This window comes from Shewanella sp. VK101 (assembly GCF_056497865.1).
Genome location: NZ_CM151402.1, coordinates 1010655 through 1034753 on the forward strand (window position 1 = coordinate 1010655; position 24099 = coordinate 1034753).

Sequence of the window (24099 nt, forward strand, 5' to 3'; positions counted from 1 at the left end):
ATTTGTCCCTTTTACGCCTGTTTGGGCCTTTGTTTACATGCCGTAGCAATATTCCTGTTGTTTGGGAAAGGGGGCGTCCCTGTGGGCAAAACGTATCTGTGCCAGTGCTGCTGAATACTGGGCCAACATATGCAGGCTATAACCTATCCTTTCTCTTAATCTGGCATCGCGGATGCTGTCGCATTCGGGGTTGAGCATTTTCTCGACATCGCGGACGATCAAATGATCCGGAACGGCCACCAGTTTGTTGTTTTTCATGGCGTTCATTCTCAATTCACTGATGGGATAGGCGCCGCTTATGCCTGAGACAACTGCAACCAGCAGCACAGGCTTATGGGCCGTATGTTGGCTGTCACACATCAGCAGAAAGTTCTTCAGCAAAGGTGTCGCCATGCCGCCCCATTCCGGAGTGATAAGCACCAGAGCATCGGCTGCTGTCACCTTGGCTTCTATCCGTTGCCAGTCGGCTCCCTTGTTTTGCTGCTCACCATCCCAGAAGGGAAGATTGAAACCGCAGAGCTCCAAATGTTCCGCCTCTGCGAGTTGCTTGGTCTTTATTTCCCGGGTGATGAATTCTGCGACCTTGGCACTCTGGGATTGGAAACGTTGGCTGGCGCTGACGACTAGGTATTTCATGTTAAGTAAACCTTTTTGTTTATTTATTATTTTATAAGGTATGTGCTTTACTTAATAATGTAAAGATAAAATAAACAAAAAAGTTTATTTAATCTGGATGCGGCGTCCTGATCCGGGCATAATCAGCGCTGGAGGTGCCATGAAGACCACAGACAAGATAGTCGACATTCTTAAGTTGAACGGAGCCCAGACGGCTCAGAGCCTGGCCGCAGAGCTGGGGCTGACCAGTATGGGGGTACGTCAACATCTGCAAGCCCTTGAAGCCGAGGGGCTGGTGCGGACCGAAGACAGGGCCGAAGGCCGTGGCAGACCTGCGCGTTATTGGACGCTGACCGAGCAGAGTCGCTCGCTGTTTGCCGACCGTCACGATGAGCTGAGCCTGCAACTGATAACTTCAGTGCGTCAGGTCTTTGGTGACGAGGGCTTGGATAAACTCATCAGTCACAGGGAGCAGCAGAGCCTCGAGAGCTATTCGAGCCAGATGGCCACTGCAGCTTCCCTGGCCGATAAGTTGGAATGCCTGGCAGAGATCCGAAGCCGTGAAGGCTATATGGCGCAGATTGAAGCGGACTGTACCGGCTTTTGGCTGCTGGAAAATCATTGCCCCATTTGCGCTGCGGCCACGAGTTGCCAGAACTTTTGTCGCTCTGAGCTGGCATTGTTCCGGCAGTTGCTGGGGCCTGAGGTGGAAGTCAGTCGACGTGAACATATCCTGGATGGTTCACGTCGCTGTGCTTATCGGATTGAAGCTAAAGGCGCCTTAAACGATGCGCAGTAAGAGGGGGCGACTGGACAGGTTTCTCGCCGGGAAGCTGAATATTCCCCGCAAACAGGCCAGGCAATTGCTTGCCGATGGCCGGGTTTGGCTCGATGACGAGCAGGTGTTTGCCGCAGACAGACTTATCCATGAGTTCAGTCATATTCGTCTCGATGAGCAATGGCTGCAGCGGCAAAACCCTGTCTACTGGATGCTGAACAAGCCTGCCGGAGTAGTGAGCGCCACCCAAGATCCCGAGCATAAAACCGTGCTCGACTGCCTGCCCCCGGCGGCATTGGTGCCGGGGCTGCATATCGCCGGCCGCCTGGATAAGCAGAGTACCGGGCTGGTGCTGCTCAGTAATGACAGCCGCTGGACCCAGGCGTTGACCCTGCCTTCATCGAGTAAAGCCAAGCGTTATCGGGTGCGTCTGGCCAATCCGCTGGATGACACTTATATCGAGGCTTTCAGGGGCGGATTTTTCTTTGAGTTTGAAAACGTCATCACAGCGCCGGCCGAGCTGAAAATTCTGGCAAGCCATGAGGCCGAGGTGATACTCACGGAAGGCAAATATCACCAGATAAAACGCATGTTCGGCCGCTTTCGTAACCCTGTACTGGCGCTGCATCGCAGCCAGATAGCTCAGATAGTGCTGGATGACTCTCTGGCCGAGGGCGAAGCCAGAGAGTTGACCCAGGAAGAGGTGGAGTCGGTCGCTTACTGACGGCTACTGAACTGCGGCGATAATGCTATCTATGGCCTGCACCACCTGCATACTGGCATCTTCCATCCGTTGCAGCGCCATTACCTGCTCTGTGGTGTCGCCGGCTGCGGCGTGTTCCAGCGCCAGGCGGCCACTCTCGTGCACCAATGCATGCGGCGCTTCCAACTCGCGGAACCCCGGGAGTGAGCTATAGAGGCTGGCGCCTTGTCCTTCGTAGTACCACTTACCCAAACGGCAGTCATGGTGGCTGTTTACCGGCTGATCAAAACACTGGTTTTGCAGCAGTTCATAGATATTCTGCTTCCATACCGCATGATCCAGCTTGGTGGTGTTGAGGAAAGACACAGTCGCGGCATGGCTGATCACCTGCTGCATCTGCGCCGATTGCGCCAACACCTGAGTGACCACAGTGTCTATCTGTACCGCCGAGCTGGCCACTTCATCGGCGCAGCCTTGGTTGTCATCTGTCAGGGTTCGTATGTTTTCCGACTGAGTGATGATCTGTTGCACCAACTGCTCTATCTGTTGGCTGGCGTCACTGGCCTTGGCCGCCAACTGCCGGACTTCATCGGCCACCACGGCAAAGCCGCGACCAGCCTCTCCGGCGCGGGCGGCTTCGATGGCGGCATTGAGCGCCAATAGGTTGGTCTGTGCCGAAATGCCCTGAATGGCACTGACAAACTGGCTGATGCTTTGGGTACTGGTATCCAACTGCGCCACTGTCCCCAGACTATGCTGTGACTGTGAACTGAGCAGATGGGCTCGCTCTCCCAGCCTGGCAACGGCGCTGCGGGTTTGCTCGAACAGGGCGTTGAGTTGCTCCAGCTTACCTTGCTCCTCAAGCAGACGTCCGGCGTCTTCGGCCATGGCCTCGCGTACCGATTGCAACATGAGTCCGCCCTGGTTCTGGCAGGCCAGCATGGCGGCGAAGTCGCGGTTTTGCGCCAGAGCCTGGTCCCTTTCCTGTTTGAGCTGCCCCAGTTGCAACTGCAATTGCTCCAGTGTCGCCTGGTGCTGCTGGCCCTGTTTCTCGAGCCGTTGTTTCAATGAATCTATCTGCCGGTGAAGACGATGGTTAAAAAGCATAAAACTTCCTTGGATACAAATAGTTGCATTCTATTTGTGGCTATTTTAAGCATAGACTTTGGCCCGTTCCCTTGGCGGGATCAAGCTCTCATTTACAATCAATATATAAAAACGCCACCCTGAGGTGGCGTATTAAATCAGGCTTGGGCCTGCTGCATTCTCAGCAGCCACTTACCGTAGATATAGATGCCGACGGCGGAAATGGTGCCTATGGCGCCTATGATGTACCAGGCCATGCCTATGTTGTGGCTCTGGTAGAGGATCTCGGTCAGCTCGCGGCCACTTTGGCCGGTGAACTCAACCAGTTTATGAAAGGCTTCCCCCTGCGGAATGGCGGCCACGTCGTTCTGTGACATACCCTTATCCAGCAGCATCTCACGGGAGAAGATCTCTTTGGAGGCAAAGATTTCATAGAGTTTGGGGCCGAAATAGCCTTCCAGCCCCCAGCCTATGCCCTGTGGCAGCATTACAAAGCCGAGGTACATGGCCTTCTTGCCTTCGGGGGCGATATTGCCCATAAACTCGTTCTTCTTTGGGCTTATCATCATTTCGCCGAGAGAGAACATGGCGATTGCCAACACGATAAACCAGGCCGCATGGGTGGCACCGATCAACACAAAGGCAAATATAGACAGCAGACAGCCGGCCAGCATGGCGCTGGTGATGCGGTACTTGGCGGTCAGGGCGGCTATCAGGAAGCAGCTGGTCATAATCAGACCCGCGTTGAGGTTGAGCATGCCTTCCGGCATGACCTTGGTGCCTTCGTTGTTCAACCCGAGCCAGAATTGCAGTATGCCATTACTGGTGCCTTCAGGGCCAAACAGGCTGGTGACAATCACGCTGGTATCGACCCATTCGGCGATATGAATAGGCAGCACGTCAAACAGGGAGTTGAACAGGAACCAGAAGCCGGAGAACACCAGCATATAGTAAATGACTACCGGCTTTTTCAGCTCGCTCCAGGCATCTTTCCAAAGCATTTCCTGCTTGAGTTCGCCGGACTTGATCTTACGTTGCCGTTCCAGGCGTTGCTCTTTACCCGGCTCTTTGTACGTCAGCAGGAACAGGAAGTTGAGCGAGATAATGGCGGCGCAGGCGTAGAACACATTGTCCCAGGACAGCTGCCGCATATGCACTGCCACCAAGGGGCCAAGGAAGCCACCGATATTCACCACCTGATAGAAGATACCCCAGGCCATGGAGGTGTTGTTACGGTTGGTGGACAGCACCAGCGTTCCCTGGATGCCGGGCTTGAAGATGCCGGTACCGGCCGCCAGCAACATGGCGCCGAACAAAAAGCCCCAGAAGCTGGGGAAGAAGGCCATACAGAGGTAGCCACAGATCTTGATAACGGTTGAGGCAAAGATGGTCTCTTTGTAGCCGACCCTATCTGAGATCCCGCCGGTAAATACCGGCACAAAGGTCTGCAGTAAGGCCCAGACTGAAATAATGATACCGTAATCGCTGAGGCTGATACCCAGGCCGCCTTCGGAAGCCGGCGCCTTGGCATAGAGTCCGGCACTGGCCTTAACGCCGTAGTAGGCGATACGTTCAACCAGTTCCATGCCGCCGACCAGCCAGAAGATATAGCTTAAACTGGCGATGGAAGCCCACATCCCCAGTTGCTTGACTTCGCGCAGGTCATTGCCCGCACAGGAGTTGGAGTCGCTCATACTCTTCCCTTGTCTGTATTGTTATGTTTGTAGGTCTTTTATCAATTGCAGGCTAATGCCTTGTATCAAAAAAGGTGATAACCGCGACACTTTACCCGCTTTACTGTCAAACACCAAAAAACAAGCCTGATCAAATTGGAAAAATCACGATCTGCTTGGCAAAAATTGCTGCTTACTTTTAACAATATTCATAACTTTCAAATCATTAACTTGGATAAGTGACTCATTCGCTTGCAGACCTTGCTATCTCCTTGTAGCTTGGAGTTTGTTTGAGCTGAAACTGGAAAGTCTGCGGCGGCAATTGAGCGCGCCCAAGGGACTGAGTAAGGAGCCAAGATGCGAGTATTAACGGTAATGACTGTGGGCACTCTGTTGTTGTTGGCGGGCTGCTCTGAAGAGGCGGCAAAAACCGAGTCCGAGAGTCTGAAAGATACTGTGGGAAGCCCTAATCCGGCATCGGTATTTTGTGTCGAATCCGGCGGTAAGCTGGAGCTGGTTCAGGAACAAAAGGGCACTGTAGGCTATTGTCACCTGCCGGATGGCAGCATTGTGGAAGAGTGGACCTATTTTCGGGCCAATCATCCGGTAAATTGATTGGCCCGACTCCCTAAAAGGGGGGGTAGAAGCGGTAGCTGTAGGCCAGGTTGACAAAGTCGAGCCCTGGGTTGGGCTTGCTGAGGCCGGCATTGGAATAATGCAGGTAGGTGATGGAGACAGTCTGTTTGCGCTGACGGCCAAATTTGAAGGCAAAGCCCAATCTGTCTTCAAACTGATAGTGTGAGCCGACATCCTTACCGGCAAATTGGCTGTCATCCAAGAGGGCAAATCCGATCCCGGCCTCCAGATAAAAGTCCAGCCATTGCCCCCTCATCAGCGGGTATCTCAATATGGGTGACATGGCCAGCACATGATTGACATCATGCTGGTTATCCTCGCCGTATTCCCAAAAGTTGATACTGGCTTCCAGGGTCAGTTCCAAATCTTCACTGATAGGTTTCAGGGTATCCAGATACAGCTGATAAGCCAGTTTGATACCGTTGGCCTGGCCTTCGCCATGGATATAGTTGATTGCCACGCCCTGTTCGGCGGCGTTGGCATCTCCCGGCAATAAACAGCCCGGCAATATCAAGCTGAGCATGAGTGTCAGCAGGGGAAATAGTCTCTGTGAGTGTTTCATCTCGTTTCTGCCTCTCGAATCAATGTCGGCAGTTTAAATCCGTATAATTAGAAAAAATATCGCAATAAAAGCGAGTTAATTTTCTAAAAAATGGAACTGTTAGCCTGTACCAAGCCGAATGCAAACCAAACTGTATTTGCTGGTAAAAGTAAACTAAGTGGTCAGGTTCAGCTGGTTCAAGCCAGTGGGATTTAATGCCTTAAGGGATATTACAGAGGGAATATCGCTGTACTTGGCTATTTTAAGGAAGGTGCGAATAAGTCCTCGTTGCACTCTGGCTTGCACAGCAATTGGCGTTCAAGGCATCTGACTGAAGGCATGCCGGGGCATGTCGAAGTCAGATAACGCAGAGAGCCGGTTGCTGTGAAAGCCCCGAAGGGCGTGGCTTACAAGCCTGCCTGCTGTGTTGTGCTTCTTGCAAAGGACTAGGGCCATTTGCTGCGAACCACGCCTTGCGTCCAGGCCCGTAATCCGACGCAGAGCACACATGGGACTTGTTTGCACCTTCCCTAACCCTATAGTCATGCCGGGATTAGTCACTCAGACAGTGACAGTGTGTTGCATCTTGGCGGGCAATGCCGGCCAGCGAAAAGTCCGACCGATTGCGCTGCGAGAGGCTCAGCCAAGGGGCGGGCTTATGGCCCCTTGGGTTGAGCTAGTACAGCTGAGTGACCCATTGGTTAGCGAAATAGATTAAGTCCCATGGCGGCTTTGACATCTTGCAGTACGGCATCACTGATGGCTCTGGCTTCTTCCGTGCCCCGCTGCAGTATCGCCAGCAGTTGCCCCTTGTCTGCCATAGCCTGACTACGCCGTTCACGCATGGGCGCGAGTAACTCTTGCAAGCAGTCGTTGAGTATCCGTTTGCACTTCATGTCCCCGAGGCCTCCTCGGCGATAATGGGCCTTGAGCTCGGCTACCAGCGCCTTGTCCGGGTGGAAAGCATCGAGATAACTGAACACCGTATTGCCCTCGACTCTGCCCGGATCTTCTACCCTCAGATGGTTGGGATCCGTATACATGGAAAACACCGCTTGCTTGAGTTCGTCACTGCTCATTCCCAGTTCTATGGTGTTGCCAAGGGATTTGGACATCTTGGCCTTGCCGTCGAGGCCTGGGAGGCGGCCTGTGTCACTGAGAATTGCCTGACACTCCTTGAGCACTTCAGCCCCCACCAGATTGTTGAAGCGACGGACGATTTCATTGCTTTGCTCCAGCATGGGCAACTGATCTTCACCCACAGGCACATGAGTGGCGCGAAAGGCGGTAATATCGGCGGTCTGACTGACGGGGTAGACCAGAAAACCCGCCGGAAGGCTGCGTTCAAAGCCTTTTTGCTGGATCTCCGCCTTGACTGTGGGATTGCGCTCAAGCCGGGCAACCGTCACCAAGTTCAAGTAGATACAGGTGAGTTCTGATAACGCCGGTAGCGCGCTTTGCAGGCAAAAACGTGTCTTGGCCGGATCTAACCCGGCCGCCAGGTAGTCGGCCATGACTTCGAGAATATTGTCGGTCACCTTGGCCGGGTTATGGCCGTTGTCGGTCAAAGCCTGATAGTCGGCGATCATTACGTTCTGATCGAATTCGTCCTGAACCTGGACTCTTTGCCTGAGCGAACCGACATAGTGGCCGATATGCAGTTTGCCTGTGGGTCTGTCGCCTGTGAGTATGATCTGTTTCATCTTGTTCTCCTTGAGATTGCCGGAGCCATAAGACGTACAGATACACAAAGGCCGCCTTATGGCGGCCCGGAAGATATGATTTTACCTATGTTTAATCCTGACGCCGCCGGTTTGGGCTGCGCCACCAAGTCTGTTGCATGAGCAATGAGTTGATTGGGAAATACATGGGATTAATCAAAAGTACATTTAAAGACCCAAGGATAGTAAGTCCTGAGTCTGTGTTATGCAAGTCAATTAAAGGTCGGTTTTTTGTCAGGAATTTGTGCCAGGTCAAGCATTTTTTTACCGTAAGGTATAAGGTTAAAGCGTAGTCACTCGGCAAGTGAGAGGTGCTTATGATGCGGTCCTTGTTTGCTGGCAGATCTTGGCTGTTCCTGGGTATTGGCGCCAGTCTGCTGTTGTCGCTGGGGGTTGTGGGACGCTTTCCCGAGCAGGTGATGCAACTCAACCCACTGATGTTGTTGGCCAGTCTGCTGGTGGCCGTTGGCGTCGGCGTCTGGTCGGCGCAGCTTGGCGGTAAAGCCTTGTGGGCGGTGCCGCTATCGTTTGTGCTGGTGATGTTGGCCGGTACCCTGATGGCACAAACCTCGGTGGCGCTTATCGTCAGCAAGTCCTTTGTCCTCCTGTCCATGTTTGTGCTCGGCATGTTGATTGCCGGTAATATCTGTTTTGCTACTCATGTTGCTGCGGCCATGGTCGCCATGTTGGCATTCGCCCATGGCTACACCCTGGGCAGCGCCAATCTGGGCGTGGCCGACTGGACCCTCAGTGGCTCCAATTTGTTCTTGGGTTATCTGGTGGGGATCGGCGCGACAGTATTGATCCTCAGCATGGTGGGGGAGGTAACCTGTAAAGTGCTGGCCAAGAAGCAGCTGCAATACGTGCTCGGCACTTGCTTGTTGCTGGCCGGCTTGATGATGGTTGTGGCTGTGTGACGGAGCAGAAACAACAAGGGCAAGTTCAATGAACCTGCCCTTGAGTCTTTGTGCCGCTTGGATAGCGGTTTGATTGGTCGGAGCGACAAGATTCGAACTTGCGACCCCTGCCTCCCGAAGACAGCGCTCTACCGGGCTGAGCTACGCTCCGACTCTGGAACCAGATGGTAAGTGAAGCTTAATTGAAAAAATGCCAACCAGGCCGCAAAATTATTCTCCGATGTGAGCTGGATAGTTGAAGCGCTGAAAAAAGCATCATGGCATTACCCTCGGCTGAGCTCGATGATTCTGCCTATCAGGGCATAGAGGCCGTTGCTGCGGGATGGGCTCAGTTGCCCCTCCAAACCCAGTTGTTTGAGATAAGCCTTGGGCTCAAATTGCGCCAGGGTTTGGCTATCGCTGTTATTCACCGCATGCAGCAATAGGGCGATCAGCCCCTTGACGATACGGGCCTCGCTGTCGGCAATAAACAGATGCTTGCCCTCGATTTGGCAGTGGTAGAGCCAGGCGGCGCTTTCACAGCCGCGTACCCGGGCGGCTTCAGTCTGCAATTCGGGTGGCAGGGCCGGCAACAGCTTGGTTCCTTGCATCAACTGGCGGTATCTGTCCTGCCAATTATTGGCCGAGGAGACGGCTTCAAATAAGTCGGCCAGGGGCGCCTGGGTTTGCTTGGCAAATTGGATAAAGTCGGCAGCAGAGAGTGTTTTTGTCATGGTTCAATATCCCAGTAGCTCGGCGCTTGCCCTCAGGGCATCGAGAAAACGTTTGATATCTTGCTCATCAGTGTAGATCCCCACAGAGGCCCGGCAGCAGCCCTTGATACCCATCAGCGACATCAGTGGCATGGCACAATGATGGCCGCAGCGTACCGCTATGCCTTGTTGATCCAGCAGTATGCCTACATCCTGGTGATGCTCACCCTTGAGGTTAAAGGCCACGGCGCCCAGATTATCCCCGTGGGCGGCGTAAAGTTCGACCCCGGCAATGGCGGATAACCCCTGTTGCAGCTTGTTCAGCAGTTTTTGTTCGGCAAGTGCCAGGGCTTGTCTGTCCTGCTGTTCGAGAAAGGCAACGGCCTCTCCCAGACCTATGACCTCGGCTATCGGCGGGGTGCCGGCCTCGAGGCGGTTGGGCAAGTCGCCAAATGTACTGTCTTGGAAACTGACGGTTTTTATCATCTCACCGCCGGTCAGCAGTGGCTCCAAGGTGTCGAGCAATTCATAGCGGCCCCAGAGTACGCCTATGCCGCTGGGGCCATACATCTTGTGGCCGGAAAAAGCATAAAAGTCGCACCCCAGTTGCTGCATATCCAACTGCAGATGGGCGACGGCCTGGGCACCATCCACCACACTGATGGCGCCGGCGGCGCGAATATCCTGACACAAGGCTTGTATGTCATTGACCGTACCCAATACATTGGAAACATGGCTGAGGGCCACCAATTTGGGCTTTTGCTGGAGCAGCAGACTAAAGGCCGCCTTATCGAGGCGCAGATCTTTATCCAGCGGAATGGGTTCCAGCCTGGCACCACTGCGTTTGACCAGTTGTTGCCAGGGCAGCAGATTGGCGTGATGAGCGCAGCTGTCGACCAGAATGAGGTCATCCTTGCCAAAGCGCTTGCCAAGGCCCCAGGCCAGCAGGTTGATGGCTTCGGTGGTGCCGTGGGTGAAGATGATCTCTTCCCGCCGGGCGGCATGGATAAAATGTTGCAAGGCATCACGCACAGCTTCGTAGGCCTGGGTCGCCCGGGCGGAAAGCTGATGGGCCGCTCTGTGCACATTGGCGCAATCTTCACGGTAAAAACGCGCCATAGCTTCCAGCACCCGCCGGGGTTTTTGGCTGGTGGCGGCCGTGTCGAGATAGACCAGGGGATAATCCCCCAACATCTGGGTGAGCGCGGGAAACTGGGCGCGCAACTGTGGAGTGCTCATTGCTGTGGATCTTCAATCAAAAGGGCGCACAGATCTTTATGGATTTGTGCGCCCAATGCAAGGCGAAATATCTCAGCCCTTAAGGACAGGGCAGGCGAAATCGGCTCGACAGCGTGTTGATTTCACCGAGCAGTTCATCACTCAGCTTAAGCTGCGAGGCGGCAATGTTCTCCTTTAACTGCTCCAGATTGGTGGCGCCTATGATATTGCTGCCCACAAAGGGACGGGAGTTGACGAATGCCAGTGCCATCTGTGCCGGGCTCAGGTGGAATTTTTGGGCCAGCTTGACGTAGGCCTCGGTGGCCTCAAGCGCCAACTCGGTGCCGGTATAGCGGGCGAAGCGCTTGAACAGGGTCAACCTGGCGCCTGCTGGCCACTGACTGTCGAGATACTTGCCTGTGAGAGTACCGAAGGCCAATGGCGAGTAGGCCAGCAGTGGTAACTCTTCGCGGTGGCTTATTTCACTCATGCCCACTTCAAAGCTGCGATTCAGCAGGTTATAGGGGTTCTGGACGCTGACAATTCGCGGCAGGCCATGTTTTTCTGCCAGTTGCAGGTATTTCATCAGGCCCCATGGGGTTTCGTTGGAAACCCCGATATAGCGCACCTTGCCGGCGCGGATCACTTCGCTCAAGGCTTCTAGGGTATCCAGGATGGGGGTCATCGACTCCTGCTCCTGCTGCTCATAGAAGAGTTCGCCGAAGAAGTTACAGTTTCTGTGGGGCCAGTGGATTTGATAGAGATCGATACAGTCTACGCCCAGGCGCTGCAATGATGCATCCACCGCTAGCTGGATATTGCGCCAGTCCAGTGCCATCTTGCTGCGGATATAGTCACTCTTGCCGCCGGGAGCCGCCACCTTGGTGGCAATCACCAGGTTGTCTCTGTTGCCGCGGGCCTTGAGATAGGCGCCAAGGATGCGTTCGGTTTCACCCTGAGTCTCGGGTTTTGGCGGCACCGGATACATCTCGGCAGTGTCGATAAAGTTAATCCCTTTGGCTAGGGCCATATCCAACTGGGCGAAGGCGTCGGCCTGGCTGTTTTGCTCGCCCCAGGTCATGGTGCCGAGGCACAGTTTGCTCACTTCCAGAGTGGAGTGGGGGATACGTCTGTATTCCATTGAAAGCTCCCGCTAATTTCCTTATCTGCAAGCTAACAAGTGACAGAGGTTGATTGTCAATAAATAAAACTGTTTTCGTGTCACTTTTGTTGTTTTTCAGTTTGTTGAGCGGGAGGTGCAGGAATGGGAAGTATGGTTTGGATTTCAATCTGTTGCATAACACCATCGCTGATGAATCAATCAAGGGAGAGGTGGCAATTGAGGACTTTGGGCAGGCGAACAGCCGAGTTAACCGATTGCCAAAGTCACACTCCGGGAATAGCTGCAGCAATCACAGCGGCATTGCATCTATTGTGTTGGTGCGCTTTTTAGGCGTGGGCCGTAGCTGCCACCAGAGCCTCCGGTGGCAGCGGCTTGCTTGGTTAGAGGCTTGCTCGGCTAGAGTGTCAGCAACATGGGAATTTCACAGGCGCTGTGGCCGGTATTGCCAAGGGGCTTGGGCAGGACGGTAAAGCCCAGACTGGCGTAGAGGCCGAGCGCTTCCGGCAACAGTTTGGTGGTTTCCAGATAACAGGCCTTATATCCCTGCTCGCGGGCAAAGCTGAGACATTGCAGTGCCAAACGGCGGGAGAGCCCCAGGCCTCGCACTATGGGCATAAAGTACATCTTCTGCAACTCACACACCCCCCTTTCGCCGGGCAAGGGTGCTATGCCGGCACCGCCGAGCAATTGCTGCTGTTTTTCAATTACCCAATACCGGCTGCCTGGCTGCCCATATTGGCGACTCAGGTGATCCAGGGTCGGGTCGGCCACACTGTAACCCTTATCGGGAGTCAGGCCATATTCGGCCGATACAGCACGTATCACGGCGGCCAGCCCGGCATCGTCTGCCGCCTGTAGTGGCCTGATTACCACCCCCTGTTGGCTCTTGGCTTTGGTAATCGCCTTGTTGTAGCAGCGCAGGCTGGCTTCCAGCTGGGTCACTTCGCTCGGTGCCAACTGGGCAAGAATGTCAGCAAATTGATTATCCTGCTGGTTATCCAGCTGTTTCAACATCTTATGCCCGGCCGGAGTCAGACTGACCTGCAGACAACGATTGTCTCTGGGATTGGCCTTGGTTTGGGCCAGTTGTTTCTTGACCAGATGACTGACGGCACGACTGGCATTGGATTTATCGATATTGAGCAGGCTACTCAGTTCTTTAATGCTGAGATCTTGCTGTCCCAGCTCCAGCAGTGTGTGTGCCTGCACAGGTGTCAGCGGCAGTTGCCCGCAGGCACCGGACAACATACCCAGCTGCCGTACCAGATGACGAGACAGATGTCTGAGCACAGGGCTAACCTGGGCCAGTTCATCCTGAGAGGGTTCCTGGCGATTGCCCGGCTCTTTAACATCAGGCTTGGATGAGCCCGAATTTAGCGGTTTTGTACTGAGGGACATCTAAGGGGATACCTCGCAAAAAGATAAAATGGTTGCGATAAGCAACTAATGCTGAATTCAAGTTAGCTCAGTCTGTATCTATTTGCAACAGCTGGGTTTGGTAATTGTCCCGCATTTACACAGGTCGCTTGGGAAAGATTGAGGTGGGGCGGTCAACAACACCGCCGTTATTAATAACAGCGGTGACTGGTATCAGTAAAGCTCCGGGTAACGCAGTGGCGCCGATGCGAGCAGCAAGGCCGAGTGATAAATACTCTCGCGAGTAGCATGCCCCTGGGTCAAGAGCCCTATTGCACCACCTGCCTGTTTGACATTGACGGTATTGAACAGCGAATCCATCACATCCCCCAGTTCTTCACCGGCCTTGAGCGCGGCATAAACCTTGGGCGGCAGGGGCAGGTGAGCACTGCGGCCGACGCAGAGGCGTTCTTTGGTGGCTATGACGACATAGGCAAAGGTGGCCGGCCCCTGGGGAAAATCATCCACCCCACCTTCCATTGCCAGATAGTAATCGGCATCTGCATTCGCCTTGCACCATTCCACCCTGTTGATGGCTCCCTGGCGGGTATCGGCATCTGTCATGGGTTGCTCCGCCACACCGGATGGCGCCTTCATGGCTTGGCAGTGGATTTCGGCGTCGGGATGCAGGGCGCGAACCGCATTCTCGGCGGCTTTGAGTTTTACCGGGTTGGTAGAACCCACCACTATCTGTAACTGTTTTTGTTTCATGTTTGTTTATTTGGTGGATCTTTAATGTGGACGACTGTTTAAATCATTGTTTAAATGGTCGGAGGTGCGACCTTGAGTTGGGCGTCATTGTGACGCGCCGTAAATCACAACGCAAGGTACACCGAGGGACACGACATAAGCGCCATGACAGACCCGTATGGCTTTTGGGGAGTTGTATTGTTCAAGGGGCTGGGCCTTGTCGGATAAATGGCATTAAAAAAGAGATAATTATAATGAAATTCAACAAACTCATGTACGCCATGGGGCTGGCAGGCACCCTGGCACTCGTTGGCTGTTCGGATGACGACAATGATCAGAATCCGCCTCCGGTCGACAACACACTGCAGGCATTTGCACCGGACGGCAAGCTCTCGGTCAGCGTTCGGCGCACCAGTTTCGGTGTACCTCACATTCAAGCCGACAATTTGGAAAGCCTGGGATTCGGTAACGGCTATGTGCAGGCGCAGGACAATCTGTGCATCCTGGCCGATGGTTTTGTTAAGGCCAACTCAGAGCGTTCCATGTATTTCGGCCCCCATGCCAGCCTGGACTTCACCACAGGGATCCCGGCCCGTGAAGACAATGGTAACCTGATCTCCGACTTTGCCTACAAGGCGCTCAAGGTCAGAGCTCAGGCCGAGGCCAAATGGCCTGAATTCAGCGAAAACTCCCGGGCACTTATCAGCGGGTTTGTCGCCGGCTACAACCGGTATTTGAGCGATGTGGCCGAAGGCAAGCAACAGGCTGAGCCCTTCTGTGCCGGGCAACCCTGGGTCAAGCCTATTGAACCTGAAGATGTGGTGACCTACCTGTTTTCAATTGCCCTGTTACCGGGGGCGGCCAACTTCCTGGATCTGATCTTTTACGCCAATCCGGGTGATGGTGATGAATATTTGCCGCGAATAGTCGGCCCGGCTCCTGCCTCTGCCGCCCAGACCGCTTTTGTCAATGACATCAACAGCAAGCTGATTGCCAGAGCCGCCAATATTGCCACCCCGGAGACCAACCCGGGTGAACTGGGCTCCAACGGCTGGGGCCTTGGCAAAGACAAGACGGAAAACGGCAAGGGCATGGTGCTGGGGAACCCGCACTTCCCGCATACAGGTAACCTGAGGTTCTGGCAGTCCCATGCCACCATTCCCGGACACCTGGATGTGATGGGCGGCTCTCTGGTCGGCATGCCGGGCCCAATCAATATTGGTTTCAACAAAGATCTCGCCTGGACCCATACTTTCTCCACCGCCGAACATTTTGTGGTCTATAACCTGGAGCTGGTTTCCGGCGACCGAATGCAGTATCTGTTTGATGGTGAGCCTATGCCTATCAGCAAGGAAACCGTGCAGGTGCTGGTCAATGCCGGTCCGGCGGGTATGTTGGTAGCCGAAAAAGATATCTATACCACTCCCAAGGGACCTATAGTCGAAGCGCCTGCCACCCAGGCACCTTTTGGTTGGGATGATGGCCAGGCCTTTATGTTGCAGGATGCCAACATGGCGACCATGGATCCCGTGGATCACTGGCTGGCGATGAACATGGCCGCCAACAAGCAGGAGTTTGTGCAGGCATTTAAAGACTATGACGGCATGATCTTCAATAACACCATGTATGCCGACAGGGAAGGCAACGCCTTCTATATCGATGACTCTACCGTGCCTGGATTATCCGAGGCGGCTGTGGTATTGCTGAAGACTTCCCCTGAGATCAAGGCGGCCAAGGCGCAGGCGGGCTTTACCATATTGCCGGGCAATACCTCACTGTTCGCTTTCGATGGCCCCACGCCTTTCGAGCGGGCGCCCAAGTTGGAACGCACAGACTTTGTGCAAAACTCCAATAACTCCTTCTGGTCTACCAACCCGGCCGAGCCGCTGGAGTATTTCTCCCCCATGTACGGCCCGGAGCGTGGCCAACTGAGCATGAGAACCCGTATGGGACTCAAGCTGCTTGGTGATGCCGCCGGTAGTGATGGCAAGTTCAACCTGGATGAACTGGAAGCGGCAGTGCTCAACAACCGCAGCTATCTGGCCGAAATGGTTTTGGATGATCTGATTGCCCAGTGTGAGGCCAAGGGCAGTGAACCTGTAATGGTCGGTACCCTTGCCAAGGATATCGGCGCTGCCTGCGCGGCGCTCAAGGCCTGGAATGGTCATCAGGACAACGACAGTAAAGGCGGCGCCTTGCTTCGGGAATTCGCCCATTTGTTCAATGACAAAACCATGTTGACCCAAGGCTTTGATTATCTGCAGCCAGCGACCACTCCCACTGGACTGAGTTCTGACGGTTCGGCGCTCACCGCGCTGGCACATGCCGCGCTCAACCTGGAAGCGGCCGGTTTTGCCGTCGATGCGCCCCTTGGCAGTGTGCAGTTTGTCGAGCGTTCATTGCCGGATGGCAGCGCCAGTGGCGTGCGTTTGCCCTGGCCCGGCAGTCATCATGCCGAGGGTGGTTTCAACGTATTTTCCACCAAGACCAGTGGTGACGACACGCTTATCCCGCAGCACTCTTACGCTCCGGCAACCGATGTACTGAGCGGCAAAGCGCTGGATTCCGGTCTGAGCGCCAAGGGCTATCAGGTTCGTTATGGTTCCAGCTGGATGATGGCGGTGAGCTTTACCGATGAGGGCCCGGAGGCGAAAGGGATACTTACCTACTCAGAGACCAGTAATATTCTGCGTCCTGAGTTTGCCGATCAGACCGCGCTCTACTCCAGTGAGAAACGTTTCCGCCCCTTGCTGTTCAAAGAAGCGGATATTGATGCAGCAACTGTATCCAAGATGGAACTGACGCTCGAGCGTTAAGCGCTATTCTTTCAGCTTCAATGCCGCTCATCGAGATGAGCGGCATTTTTTTGCCTGTGATTGCCAACACAGTCAAAGTGGCCTGGCTAACATGACAATCTATATCTGCGCTGAACTTAGGCGGGCTTTTCCTCGTACATGAGGTAGTGGCTCTGACTCATGCCCAGTGATTGGTAAGTTTGTTGGGCACGGGTGTTTTCCTGCTCCACATAGAGCCTGAAACTGGCTGCCCCACCTTGCTTTTCGGCCAGCGTCTTGACCTCCTGATACAGGGCGCGATAGATGCCTTTTTGTCTGTGCTCTGGCTTGATATAGACGCTCTGGATCCAGTAGTAGTCTGCGGCGCGCCAGTCACTCCACTCGAAGGTAACCATCAAGGAACCTGCGATTTCACCTTCGATTTCTGCTACCAGATAAAAACCTTTGGCGGGATTTTCCAGCAGGGTGCTGACGCCCCGGCTCAGGGTGTCACTGTCCAGTGCCAATCCTTCGGTTTCCTGAGCCATCGCCTGGTTGAAAGCCACCAGGGCCTCGGTGTCTTTTGGGGTACCTTTTCTTATTAGCATAGTTATTCCTTTGAGTTCTGTTTGCTTGCATGCTCGTAGGGGCGGGCACAATTTATCAGCAGTCCTATGTTGGTGCAAAGGGGGACTGGATTAAAAGTCGTCATTTCCGGTTTTATCTGGATTACCCTGGCTCGGCTCAAGATAACGGCTCAAGGGAACTCAAACCTGTAACCGGGCAGCGTGATACAGATCATCCTTGCTGCAGGCGAGCTGTGCTAAACTCGCGCACCGGCCTTGATGTCTGATCTCGGCCATCCGCCAAGGATATGGCCCCTCTCTTTTTCAAATATCAAGGTTTACACATGTCAAAACACCAACCTTCACTTGTCGGCCGTCTATGGTCACGCTGGTCGGGGCTGCCGCTGTGGCTGAAAATACTGATAGGTATGGTTCTGGGGATGAGTACCGGACTGATACTGGGTAAAGATGCCATCTATCTCAAGCCCATAGGGACTCTGTTCGTCAACACCATCAAGATGCTGATAGTGCCATTGGTGTTCTGCTCGCTGATAGTGGGTGTGACCTCAATGCAGGATACCGCCAAGATGGGGCGGATAGGTTTCAAATCTTTTGCCTTCTATCTGGGGACCACTTCCATTGCCATCAGCCTGGGGTTGATAGTCGGTTCAGTCATACGTCCGGGCTCCGGGCTGAATATGACCCCTGAGGTCGGTACCGAAAAGGTTACCCAGGCGCCTTCTGTAATGGAAACCCTGATCAACATAGTGCCCACCAACCCGGTATCGGCTCTGGCCGAAGGGCAGATACTGCAGGTGATAGTATTCGCCGTGGCACTGGGGATAGCCCTGGTGTTGATTGGTGAGCATGGCAGGCCAGCGATTCGTGTATTCGAGAGCCTGGCGGAAGCCATGTACAAGCTGACCGATATGGTAATGAGTCTGGCGCCCTATGGGGTGTTTGGCTTGATGGCCTGGGTAGCCGGTGAGTACGGCATGGAGATGCTGCTGCCGCTCATTAAGGTGATTGTTGCCGTTTATATCGGGTGTTTCCTGCATATTGTCGGCTTCTACAGCCTGGTATTGAGTGTGTTTGCCCGCCTCAATCCACTGCAGTTCTTCAAGGGGATCAGCAATGCCATGGCGGTCGCCTTCACCACATCCAGCTCGGCGGGAAGTCTGCCTGCCAGTATGAAGTGTGCCAGCGAATACCTGGGAGTGAACAAGAAGATTTCCAGCTTTGTGCTACCGCTGGGCACCACAATCAACATGGATGGTACCGCCCTCTATCAAGGGGTGACCGCGCTGTTTGTGGCTCAGGCCTTTGGCATAGACCTTACCTGGGTCGATTACATCACCATTATTCTGACCGCGACCTTGGCTTCCATAGGTACTGCGGGTGTGCCCGGTGCCGGCTTGGTGATGCTGACGCTGGTGCTGACCACTGTAGGTTTGCCACTGGAAGGGGTGGCGATTATTGCCGGTATCGACCGTATTCTGGATATGGCCCGAACTGTCGTTAATGTGTCCGGCGACTTGGTGGCAACCACTGTGATTGCCAAGTCGGAAAATGAGCTGGATATAGAGCACTATAACGCCGATATGCAGCAGAGTGCTCTGATAGCCGAGCAGAATGCCGTCAGCGCTGCAGAGGAAGGGCGCAGCTGAATTTTGCAATATGAGCGCGACTGAGAGTGTGTTGCAGTCATAAAAAAACCGCCGGAGGGCGGTTTTTTTATGACTTGAGGCAGAACTCAGAGACTGCTGAGTTGCAGTAACACCTTGCCGTCATCGCTTTTGAGCAAGAGTTTGCCATTGCTGACTTCACCTTGGGTGACCTGAGGCAAAGCTTGCATCACCAGTTGCTCCTGGGCCATCAGGGCATCGACACAGGCTTTCATTGTGCTGCCGGCCGGTGAGAGTTTCAGCTTCTGACCTTCCTGGGAATAGGTTCCGAAGAAGTTATTGCAGCTGTTGTTGCCGGACAGTTTGCCGTCATTGGTAAAAACCAACTGGGCAGGGCTGTAATCTATAGTGGGTTGCCCCATAATGCTTTCTACATGCCAGCTGCCTTCCAGTGGCAGATACTGACCTTGGGTATCCGGGGTGGTTTGGCATGCAGCCAGACCAAATAGCAGCGCAGCGGCTACGAAGGTTTTCTTAATCATGGTCATTTTTCCATTAGTCTATTAAGCCTCTATAGTGTGACAAGAATAGCGCGGATTAAAAAGGGGGAGAAGGGTGATATCCAGGGCTAACTCAGTGATAGGCCTTCTGAAATTGTTACATTGGATAGGTGTGTTAATGCTGCTTGGCGGCATTGGGCTTTACATGTTGACCGATATGGCACTTGAGGTCAGTGGAATGTTGACCATTGCCTCACTGATAGGCTTGGGGTTGGTATTCATGTCCCCTTATCCTGTGGTTATTTTTATCCAATGGGCCAAGGCTCAGGAGCAAAAACCGCAATAATCGCCCAAGTTCGCAGCTTGGTTTACTCAACATAAGCGGCTTATCCCGGATTGGCGTTAAGTTTTATATTGCAGCAGATCTTGCTCTGCCTGTTCCAACATGGGTGAGAGTTCGAAGTGGGAGTCCGGTGCGAAGAAGCTTTGCCCCACCAATAACTGCAGGCCACAATCACTGCGGCTGACCTGTTTTTTAAGGCGACTGGCGAGGATATCCAGGTGCGCCTGGCTGTCCACAAATGCCAGAATAATGAACTGGTTGTGATTCAATCGGGCACATATGTCGGCTTCGCGCATGTTCTCCAGTATCACCCGTGCCAGCATTTTCAGGGATTGATCCTGCTGCAGTCCGCCAATGCGGTTTGAATCCAGCTCCTTGCCTTCCAGCAGCATAAGCCCGGCATGGGAGCCCAAACGGCGACTGAGGCTCAGTTGCCTCGGCGCCAACAGGTTAAAGCCTCTGGGGTTGAGCATACAGGTGAGTTCATCCTGCAGAGATAGAGACTCCAGCTGCTCCATCAGTTGCAACTGTCCAAGCTCGGCCTTGAGCAGCGCCAGCATAGGCTCGAGCAAAGACTGCAACTGCTCTAATGCCACCTTGGGTTTGCCATTGAGGATCAGTAATTCGCCAAACAGCTTGCCATCGGACCAATGAAGTGGGTACTTGATGGTCTCCGCCGGGTTAGCTGCAAAGTGTTGCTGCAGGGAGGCGATACCTTCAAATTCGGTTGGGGTTTCAGCCGCCGAGCTGTGGCTCAGGACCTGCAGCTTGGTATCTGGCATATGCTGCAGTAACAGCACAGTTTGGGCGTGAAACATCTCTCTGACAGTAACCAAGCGACTCTGCCAGTGGCCGAGTTGCAAAGGGTCGTTGGGATGGTCTCTTAAGCTGCTGGTTCTTTCCGTCAGTTGCGCATGCATATAGTTATAGTATTTGTGATGGCAAGGATTGCCTCAGAATACCCAACTGCGTGCGTTAATAAAATGAAAAAATTCGGTTGTTGGATCTGGGTCTTTTTAACGTCTCTTCTGTGCTTTGAATCAAGGGGCTCATGCTTCTTTCTTTTGCTGTTTGGATGACTTGAGTCCCGCCCTGGCACTTTCCAGCATAGGCGCCAGCTTGGCGGCAGAGTCAGGGCTGAAAAAGCAACTGCTGGAGTCCAGTTGTAATGGGGCCGAAAACTGGCTCATCTGCCGCTCAAGGCGTTTGATGATATGCTCTAGATCCCGCTCCAGATCGACAAACACCAGCAGGACATATTGGCTGTCGTTATAGTGGGCAGCGATATCTGCGGTTCTTATGGTATTGAGGATCAGGTTGCCGAGTTCTCTATGGTGACGTGCCAGCGTTTCGGCATCCATATTCATCCCGGGTATCAACTCGAAAAAAATAATGCCTGAATGAGCACCGAAGCGGCGGCCGAGATTGAGCTGCCTGGGTGCCATCATGATAAAGCCGTAGTGGTTGAGCATGCCGGTTTCCCGGTCACGCATGGACAGCGACTCAATTCTGTGACTCTGGCATAAGAGCGCCAAGTCTTGCTGCAGCAGAATTTGGAACGGCTCCAACATATAGGGGCTGATGTGTTGCTGCTCGTTGGCATGGGCATTGATGACACACAGGCAACCGAATACCGAGCCGTCGGGCCAGAGCACTGGCCGGGATAGAATCCCCAGGACATTGCTGAACTCTTTTGGGTTGTCATCATTGGTGGAGCGGGTGAGATCCAGATTGACGCCCTCGGGTGGGCTATCGACCATTCGCTGGAATACACTTTCATCGGCAGAGAATACCTTGCCGGGCGGGAACCTGTGGCTGGCATCGGCGGCGCTGACAATGACTTCGAATCCCTGATCTGTCTTTTGCAGCACAAAGACTTTGTCGGCCTGGTAGTAACGTTTCATTAGCTCACATTGATGCATCCAGCGAATAAGGTTGAGTCTGTGGCTTTCATTTTCCAATAGGCTCTTGCCTGGGTCTATGGTATCCGGGAGCATATCTCTTCCTGAGTCGAGTGGCTTAAGTTCAACTTTAAGTGTGGAAGCAGTATGGGAATTTCGCAAATCGAGTGCGGCTGCAACAGGCTTTGGCTATAATGCGGCTTCTTTTATTGCTGAGCCTTTTTGATGCCGGAAACCATGCAATACCGCCAGGCTGAGGCGGCCGATGTTGAGACGATTGCCAGCCTGGAGCAGCGCTTCGGCCAGGACGAATTGAGTGCCAGAGAGCGTACACAGGGCATGCAAGGGCAGGGCTTTTCGGCCAAGGAGCTTGAACCTCTGGTGGCCGCCGGTCATGTGTGGCTGGCGTTGGACGCGACTAAGGTAGTCGGTTATCTGATAACCGGCAGTTGGGATAAACTCAAGCATTCGCCTTTATGTCAGGCTCTCAGTCGGCAACTGGCCCAGAATCGCTTTGACCTGGAGCTGAACTGGCAGCAGACTCTGCATTACGGCCCGGTTTGGGTGCATCCTGATTATCGTGGCAAGGGCGTGTTTGATAAGCTTTACGGCGCCGCCAGAGCCAACATCAGTGCGCCTTGGCTGGCACTGATCGCCGAGGACAACGAGGCGTCTATACGTGCCCATAGCCGGGATGGCCGCATGCGCACCCTGGACTTTGTCACCCTTTGCGGCAGGGATTTCTATCTGCTGCTGGGCTAACAGCCGCTTTGACGCGGGAGAGCAAGATGCAAAACACGCCAGAAACCCTACTGCAAGCCTGTGAGTCGCTAAGGCTATCTGCCTGGGATAATGTCAGATACCTGGTGTCTGTTTTGGCACTGCAGGGCGAACAGGTAAAGGCCTTTGAAGCCCAAATCGATGGCAAGCCGCATTATCTGCTGCAAGCCTTGGGCGTCTGTTTCGACTGTGGGCGCAGCAACAGTTATCAGGTGCAGATCCGTCTGTTGACCGATACCGAATTCACTCCAATGAAAGTGTTGGATATCACGCCGCTATCGGCCGAGCAGTTGGGTTACCTCTGTATGGAAACGGCCCATTTCGATCACTGCTACTGAGATATCGCCTGATAAATAGATATAAAAAAACCGCCCTGAGGCGGTTTTTTTGCAAGCTGAGTCTATTACAGACCTGCGTCGGCACGCAGGGCTTCAGCCTTGTTGGTTTGCTCCCATGGGAACTCATCACGGCCGAAGTGACCGTAAGCAGCGGTGCCTTGATAGATGGGACGCGCCAGATCCAGCATCTCGGTCAGGCCGTATGGGCGCAGATCGAAGTGCTGACGAACCAATTGGATCAGCAGCTCTTGCGAGACTTTGCCGGTACCGAAGGTTTCCACACTGATGGAAGTCGGTTCGGCCACACCAATGGCGTAAGACACCTGGATTTCACAGCGATCCGCCAGACCGGCAGCCACTATGTTCTTGGCAACGTAACGGGCAGCGTAAGCGGCGCTACGGTCAACCTTGGATGGGTCTTTACCTGAGAAGGCGCCACCACCGTGACGGGCCATGCCACCGTAGGTATCAACGATGATCTTGCGACCGGTCAAACCACAGTCACCCATGGGACCACCGATAACGAAACGGCCGGTTGGGTTGATGAAGTATTTGGTGTCCTTGTTCAGCCACTGGGCAGGCAATACTGGCTTGATGATGGTTTCCATCACGCCTTCCACCAGATCCGCCTGACTGACGCTACCGCAATGCTGGGTAGAAAGTACCACGGCATCGATACCGACAATCTTGTTGTCTTCGTAGGCGAAAGTCACCTGAGACTTGGCGTCGGGACGCAGCCAAGGCAGAGCGCCGCTCTTGCGTACTTCGGACTGGCGCTTAACCAACTGGTGAGCATAAGTGATAGGAGCCGGCATCAGCACGTCAGTCTCATTGCTGGCGTAACCGAACATCAGACCCTGGTCACCGGCACCCTGTTCTTTGGGATCGGCACGGTCTACACCCTGATTGATATCGGGGGACTGCTTACCGATGGCGTTCAGTACCGCGCAGCTGTCGGCATCGAAGCCCATATCTGAGTGGGTATAACCTATTTCGCGAACGGTTTTACGGGTCAGTTCTTCAATATCGACCCAGGCAGAGGTGGTGACTTCACCGGCTACCAATACCATACCTGTCTTGACCAGGGTTTCACAGGCTACACGGGCCTTGGGATCCTGAGCCAGAATCGCGTCGAGTACCGCATCAGAAATCTGATCGGCGATTTTATCTGGATGTCCTTCTGAGACCGACTCAGAGGTAAACAAGTGTTTTGCCATAATTCGGAAAATCTCGTCTGTGGAATTCAAACGTGTAGAAGCATCTACATCTAGACGGCCATTTTAGTAGAATTCGACTTGGATGACACCCCTTGTCGCAAATATTTGTGCGCCATGGCGCAGGAATCGGCTCAAATGACTCAAATCTTTTTTTACTATTTTCAGCTATTTTGCTGAAATTTATCAGATTCATCTGTATCTGAATCTAGACTTTTCCTCTGGCAATTCAGCCTTGGCATTTGCGTT

The 24099-nt window shown here is 53.7% G+C and carries 24 protein-coding genes and 1 tRNA gene; 9 read left to right on the forward strand and 16 right to left on the reverse strand.

Features of this window, described 5'->3' with window-relative positions; all coding sequences use genetic code 11:
- Positions 1 to 33 precede the first annotated feature (33 nt).
- Positions 34 to 636 (reverse strand): NADPH-dependent FMN reductase, encoded by a 603-nt coding sequence (locus ACSHSR_RS04500; protein ID WP_479631300.1) that lies wholly within the window; start codon positions 634 to 636, stop codon positions 34 to 36.
- A gap of 139 nt (positions 637 to 775) precedes the next feature.
- Between ACSHSR_RS04500 and ACSHSR_RS04505 the strand changes: the two genes are divergently transcribed.
- The gene (locus tag ACSHSR_RS04505) at positions 776 to 1414 is read left to right on the forward strand and encodes a helix-turn-helix transcriptional regulator (RefSeq protein ID WP_071238576.1); all 639 of its coding nucleotides are present in this window, start codon (positions 776 to 778) and stop codon (positions 1412 to 1414) included.
- Positions 1404 to 2117, forward strand: coding sequence for a 16S rRNA pseudouridine(516) synthase (locus tag ACSHSR_RS04510; protein ID WP_479631301.1), 714 nt, complete (start codon positions 1404 to 1406; stop codon positions 2115 to 2117). Before ACSHSR_RS04505 ends, ACSHSR_RS04510 begins: the two co-directional genes overlap by 11 nt.
- A 3-nt stretch (positions 2118 to 2120) precedes the next feature.
- On the opposite strand, the gene ACSHSR_RS04515 is transcribed toward ACSHSR_RS04510, so the two are convergent.
- Together ACSHSR_RS04515 and ACSHSR_RS04520 are read right to left on the reverse strand one after the other, a co-directional pair.
- A complete protein-coding gene (locus ACSHSR_RS04515; RefSeq protein WP_221060644.1) occupies positions 2121 to 3203 on the reverse strand; it encodes a methyl-accepting chemotaxis protein in 1083 nt (360 codons plus the stop codon).
- A gap of 137 nt (positions 3204 to 3340) precedes the next feature.
- Complete coding sequence (locus ACSHSR_RS04520) at positions 3341 to 4876, reverse strand: MFS transporter (protein ID WP_117200356.1); 1536 nt, start codon at positions 4874 to 4876, stop codon at positions 3341 to 3343.
- 336 nt (positions 4877 to 5212) lie between these two features.
- On the opposite strand from ACSHSR_RS04520, the gene ACSHSR_RS04525 reads away from it, so the two are divergent.
- Positions 5213 to 5470 carry a putative hemolysin gene (locus ACSHSR_RS04525; RefSeq protein ID WP_045283693.1) on the forward strand — a complete coding sequence of 86 codons (258 nt, stop codon included), beginning with the start codon at positions 5213 to 5215 and terminating at the stop codon, positions 5468 to 5470.
- Between the two features lie 13 nt (positions 5471 to 5483).
- On the opposite strand, the gene ACSHSR_RS04530 is transcribed toward ACSHSR_RS04525, so the two are convergent.
- Positions 5484 to 6053 (reverse strand): acyloxyacyl hydrolase, encoded by a 570-nt coding sequence (locus tag ACSHSR_RS04530; protein WP_479631302.1) that lies wholly within the window; start codon positions 6051 to 6053, stop codon positions 5484 to 5486.
- 680 nt (positions 6054 to 6733) lie between these two features.
- Positions 6734 to 7735: a tryptophan--tRNA ligase gene (gene trpS, locus ACSHSR_RS04535; RefSeq protein WP_025010003.1), complete on the reverse strand. Its 1002-nt coding sequence runs from the start codon at positions 7733 to 7735 to the stop codon at positions 6734 to 6736.
- A 335-nt stretch (positions 7736 to 8070) separates the two neighbouring features.
- On the opposite strand from trpS, the gene ACSHSR_RS04540 reads away from it, so the two are divergent.
- On the forward strand, positions 8071 to 8670 hold the full coding sequence (locus ACSHSR_RS04540; protein ID WP_083390334.1) for a HupE/UreJ family protein: 600 nt from the start codon (positions 8071 to 8073) through the stop codon (positions 8668 to 8670).
- Positions 8671 to 8744: 74 nt separating this feature from the next.
- On the opposite strand, the gene ACSHSR_RS04545 is transcribed toward ACSHSR_RS04540, so the two are convergent.
- From ACSHSR_RS04545 to yjjX, 6 genes are all read right to left on the reverse strand, one after another.
- Positions 8745 to 8821: transfer RNA gene (locus ACSHSR_RS04545), tRNA-Pro, on the reverse strand.
- A gap of 112 nt (positions 8822 to 8933) precedes the next feature.
- Positions 8934 to 9383 (reverse strand): SufE family protein, encoded by a 450-nt coding sequence (locus ACSHSR_RS04550; protein WP_028780199.1) that lies wholly within the window; start codon positions 9381 to 9383, stop codon positions 8934 to 8936.
- 3 nt (positions 9384 to 9386) lie between these two features.
- A complete protein-coding gene (locus tag ACSHSR_RS04555; RefSeq protein WP_156020126.1) occupies positions 9387 to 10601 on the reverse strand; it encodes an aminotransferase class V-fold PLP-dependent enzyme in 1215 nt (404 codons plus the stop codon).
- Positions 10602 to 10680: 79 nt separating this feature from the next.
- The gene (locus ACSHSR_RS04560; protein WP_062793426.1) at positions 10681 to 11721 is read right to left on the reverse strand and encodes an NADP(H)-dependent aldo-keto reductase; all 1041 of its coding nucleotides are present in this window, start codon (positions 11719 to 11721) and stop codon (positions 10681 to 10683) included.
- A 378-nt stretch (positions 11722 to 12099) separates the two neighbouring features.
- On the reverse strand, positions 12100 to 13101 hold the full coding sequence (locus ACSHSR_RS04565; protein WP_081782897.1) for a bifunctional helix-turn-helix transcriptional regulator/GNAT family N-acetyltransferase: 1002 nt from the start codon (positions 13099 to 13101) through the stop codon (positions 12100 to 12102).
- A 192-nt stretch (positions 13102 to 13293) separates the two neighbouring features.
- A complete protein-coding gene (gene yjjX / locus ACSHSR_RS04570; protein ID WP_025010008.1) occupies positions 13294 to 13830 on the reverse strand; it encodes an inosine/xanthosine triphosphatase in 537 nt (178 codons plus the stop codon).
- Positions 13831 to 14063: 233 nt separating this feature from the next.
- Here yjjX and ACSHSR_RS04575 point away from each other — a divergent pair, with 233 nt between their 5' ends.
- Entirely contained in the window at positions 14064 to 16625 is a 2562-nt protein-coding gene (locus tag ACSHSR_RS04575; RefSeq protein WP_167716780.1) for an acylase, read from the forward strand.
- 116 nt (positions 16626 to 16741) lie between these two features.
- On the opposite strand, the gene ACSHSR_RS04580 is transcribed toward ACSHSR_RS04575, so the two are convergent.
- The gene (locus ACSHSR_RS04580) at positions 16742 to 17191 is read right to left on the reverse strand and encodes a GNAT family N-acetyltransferase (RefSeq protein ID WP_025010009.1); all 450 of its coding nucleotides are present in this window, start codon (positions 17189 to 17191) and stop codon (positions 16742 to 16744) included.
- 302 nt (positions 17192 to 17493) lie between these two features.
- Here ACSHSR_RS04580 and ACSHSR_RS04585 point away from each other — a divergent pair, with 302 nt between their 5' ends.
- Positions 17494 to 18816 (forward strand): dicarboxylate/amino acid:cation symporter, encoded by a 1323-nt coding sequence (locus ACSHSR_RS04585; protein WP_093982295.1) that lies wholly within the window; start codon positions 17494 to 17496, stop codon positions 18814 to 18816.
- Between the two features lie 86 nt (positions 18817 to 18902).
- Here ACSHSR_RS04585 and ACSHSR_RS04590 read toward each other — a convergent pair whose 3' ends face one another.
- A complete protein-coding gene (locus ACSHSR_RS04590) occupies positions 18903 to 19316 on the reverse strand; it encodes an META domain-containing protein (RefSeq protein ID WP_025886935.1) in 414 nt (137 codons plus the stop codon).
- A gap of 94 nt (positions 19317 to 19410) precedes the next feature.
- On the opposite strand from ACSHSR_RS04590, the gene ACSHSR_RS04595 reads away from it, so the two are divergent.
- Positions 19411 to 19620: a hypothetical protein gene (locus ACSHSR_RS04595; RefSeq protein ID WP_243890123.1), complete on the forward strand. Its 210-nt coding sequence runs from the start codon at positions 19411 to 19413 to the stop codon at positions 19618 to 19620.
- Positions 19621 to 19676: 56 nt separating this feature from the next.
- Here the strand turns inward: ACSHSR_RS04595 and ACSHSR_RS04600 are convergent, their stop codons facing one another.
- Both ACSHSR_RS04600 and ACSHSR_RS04605 read right to left on the reverse strand, forming a co-directional pair.
- A complete protein-coding gene (locus tag ACSHSR_RS04600; protein ID WP_479631303.1) occupies positions 19677 to 20537 on the reverse strand; it encodes a GGDEF domain-containing protein in 861 nt (286 codons plus the stop codon).
- A gap of 129 nt (positions 20538 to 20666) precedes the next feature.
- Complete coding sequence (locus tag ACSHSR_RS04605) at positions 20667 to 21614, reverse strand: deoxycytidine triphosphate deaminase (protein ID WP_028780191.1); 948 nt, start codon at positions 21612 to 21614, stop codon at positions 20667 to 20669.
- Between the two features lie 129 nt (positions 21615 to 21743).
- Here ACSHSR_RS04605 and ACSHSR_RS04610 point away from each other — a divergent pair, with 129 nt between their 5' ends.
- Entirely contained in the window at positions 21744 to 22280 is a 537-nt protein-coding gene (locus ACSHSR_RS04610) for a GNAT family N-acetyltransferase (RefSeq protein WP_107006088.1), read from the forward strand.
- 26 nt (positions 22281 to 22306) lie between these two features.
- Positions 22307 to 22636 carry a hypothetical protein gene (locus tag ACSHSR_RS04615; RefSeq protein ID WP_107110003.1) on the forward strand — a complete coding sequence of 110 codons (330 nt, stop codon included), beginning with the start codon at positions 22307 to 22309 and terminating at the stop codon, positions 22634 to 22636.
- 65 nt (positions 22637 to 22701) lie between these two features.
- Here ACSHSR_RS04615 and metK read toward each other — a convergent pair whose 3' ends face one another.
- Entirely contained in the window at positions 22702 to 23853 is a 1152-nt protein-coding gene (gene metK / locus ACSHSR_RS04620) for a methionine adenosyltransferase (RefSeq protein ID WP_107006086.1), read from the reverse strand.
- Positions 23854 to 24099: the final 246 nt, after the last annotated feature.

What these genes read in the sequence shown, in the direction of transcription:
- metK (WP_107006086.1), bottom strand. Translation starts at nt 23,853, where the DNA reads ATGGCAAAACACTTGTTTACCTCTGAGTCGGTCTCAGAAGGACATCCA.
- ACSHSR_RS04585 (WP_093982295.1), top strand. Translation starts at nt 17,494, where the DNA reads ATGTCAAAACACCAACCTTCACTTGTCGGCCGTCTATGGTCACGCTGG.
- ACSHSR_RS04520 (WP_117200356.1), bottom strand. Translation starts at nt 4,876, where the DNA reads ATGAGCGACTCCAACTCCTGTGCGGGCAATGACCTGCGCGAAGTCAAG.
- ACSHSR_RS04560 (WP_062793426.1), bottom strand. Translation starts at nt 11,721, where the DNA reads ATGGAATACAGACGTATCCCCCACTCCACTCTGGAAGTGAGCAAACTG.
- yjjX (WP_025010008.1), bottom strand. Translation starts at nt 13,830, where the DNA reads ATGAAACAAAAACAGTTACAGATAGTGGTGGGTTCTACCAACCCGGTA.
- ACSHSR_RS04550 (WP_028780199.1), bottom strand. Translation starts at nt 9,383, where the DNA reads ATGACAAAAACACTCTCTGCTGCCGACTTTATCCAATTTGCCAAGCAA.
- ACSHSR_RS04540 (WP_083390334.1), top strand. Translation starts at nt 8,071, where the DNA reads ATGATGCGGTCCTTGTTTGCTGGCAGATCTTGGCTGTTCCTGGGTATT.
- ACSHSR_RS04530 (WP_479631302.1), bottom strand. Translation starts at nt 6,053, where the DNA reads ATGAAACACTCACAGAGACTATTTCCCCTGCTGACACTCATGCTCAGC.
- ACSHSR_RS04575 (WP_167716780.1), top strand. Translation starts at nt 14,064, where the DNA reads ATGAAATTCAACAAACTCATGTACGCCATGGGGCTGGCAGGCACCCTG.
- ACSHSR_RS04500 (WP_479631300.1), bottom strand. Translation starts at nt 636, where the DNA reads ATGAAATACCTAGTCGTCAGCGCCAGCCAACGTTTCCAATCCCAGAGT.
- ACSHSR_RS04505 (WP_071238576.1), top strand. Translation starts at nt 776, where the DNA reads ATGAAGACCACAGACAAGATAGTCGACATTCTTAAGTTGAACGGAGCC.
- ACSHSR_RS04615 (WP_107110003.1), top strand. Translation starts at nt 22,307, where the DNA reads ATGCAAAACACGCCAGAAACCCTACTGCAAGCCTGTGAGTCGCTAAGG.
- trpS (WP_025010003.1), bottom strand. Translation starts at nt 7,735, where the DNA reads ATGAAACAGATCATACTCACAGGCGACAGACCCACAGGCAAACTGCAT.
- ACSHSR_RS04565 (WP_081782897.1), bottom strand. Translation starts at nt 13,101, where the DNA reads ATGTCCCTCAGTACAAAACCGCTAAATTCGGGCTCATCCAAGCCTGAT.
- ACSHSR_RS04605 (WP_028780191.1), bottom strand. Translation starts at nt 21,614, where the DNA reads ATGCTCCCGGATACCATAGACCCAGGCAAGAGCCTATTGGAAAATGAA.
- ACSHSR_RS04600 (WP_479631303.1), bottom strand. Translation starts at nt 20,537, where the DNA reads ATGCATGCGCAACTGACGGAAAGAACCAGCAGCTTAAGAGACCATCCC.
- ACSHSR_RS04590 (WP_025886935.1), bottom strand. Translation starts at nt 19,316, where the DNA reads ATGATTAAGAAAACCTTCGTAGCCGCTGCGCTGCTATTTGGTCTGGCT.
- ACSHSR_RS04510 (WP_479631301.1), top strand. Translation starts at nt 1,404, where the DNA reads ATGCGCAGTAAGAGGGGGCGACTGGACAGGTTTCTCGCCGGGAAGCTG.
- ACSHSR_RS04555 (WP_156020126.1), bottom strand. Translation starts at nt 10,601, where the DNA reads ATGAGCACTCCACAGTTGCGCGCCCAGTTTCCCGCGCTCACCCAGATG.
- ACSHSR_RS04610 (WP_107006088.1), top strand. Translation starts at nt 21,744, where the DNA reads ATGCCGGAAACCATGCAATACCGCCAGGCTGAGGCGGCCGATGTTGAG.
- ACSHSR_RS04580 (WP_025010009.1), bottom strand. Translation starts at nt 17,191, where the DNA reads ATGCTAATAAGAAAAGGTACCCCAAAAGACACCGAGGCCCTGGTGGCT.
- ACSHSR_RS04525 (WP_045283693.1), top strand. Translation starts at nt 5,213, where the DNA reads ATGCGAGTATTAACGGTAATGACTGTGGGCACTCTGTTGTTGTTGGCG.
- ACSHSR_RS04515 (WP_221060644.1), bottom strand. Translation starts at nt 3,203, where the DNA reads ATGCTTTTTAACCATCGTCTTCACCGGCAGATAGATTCATTGAAACAA.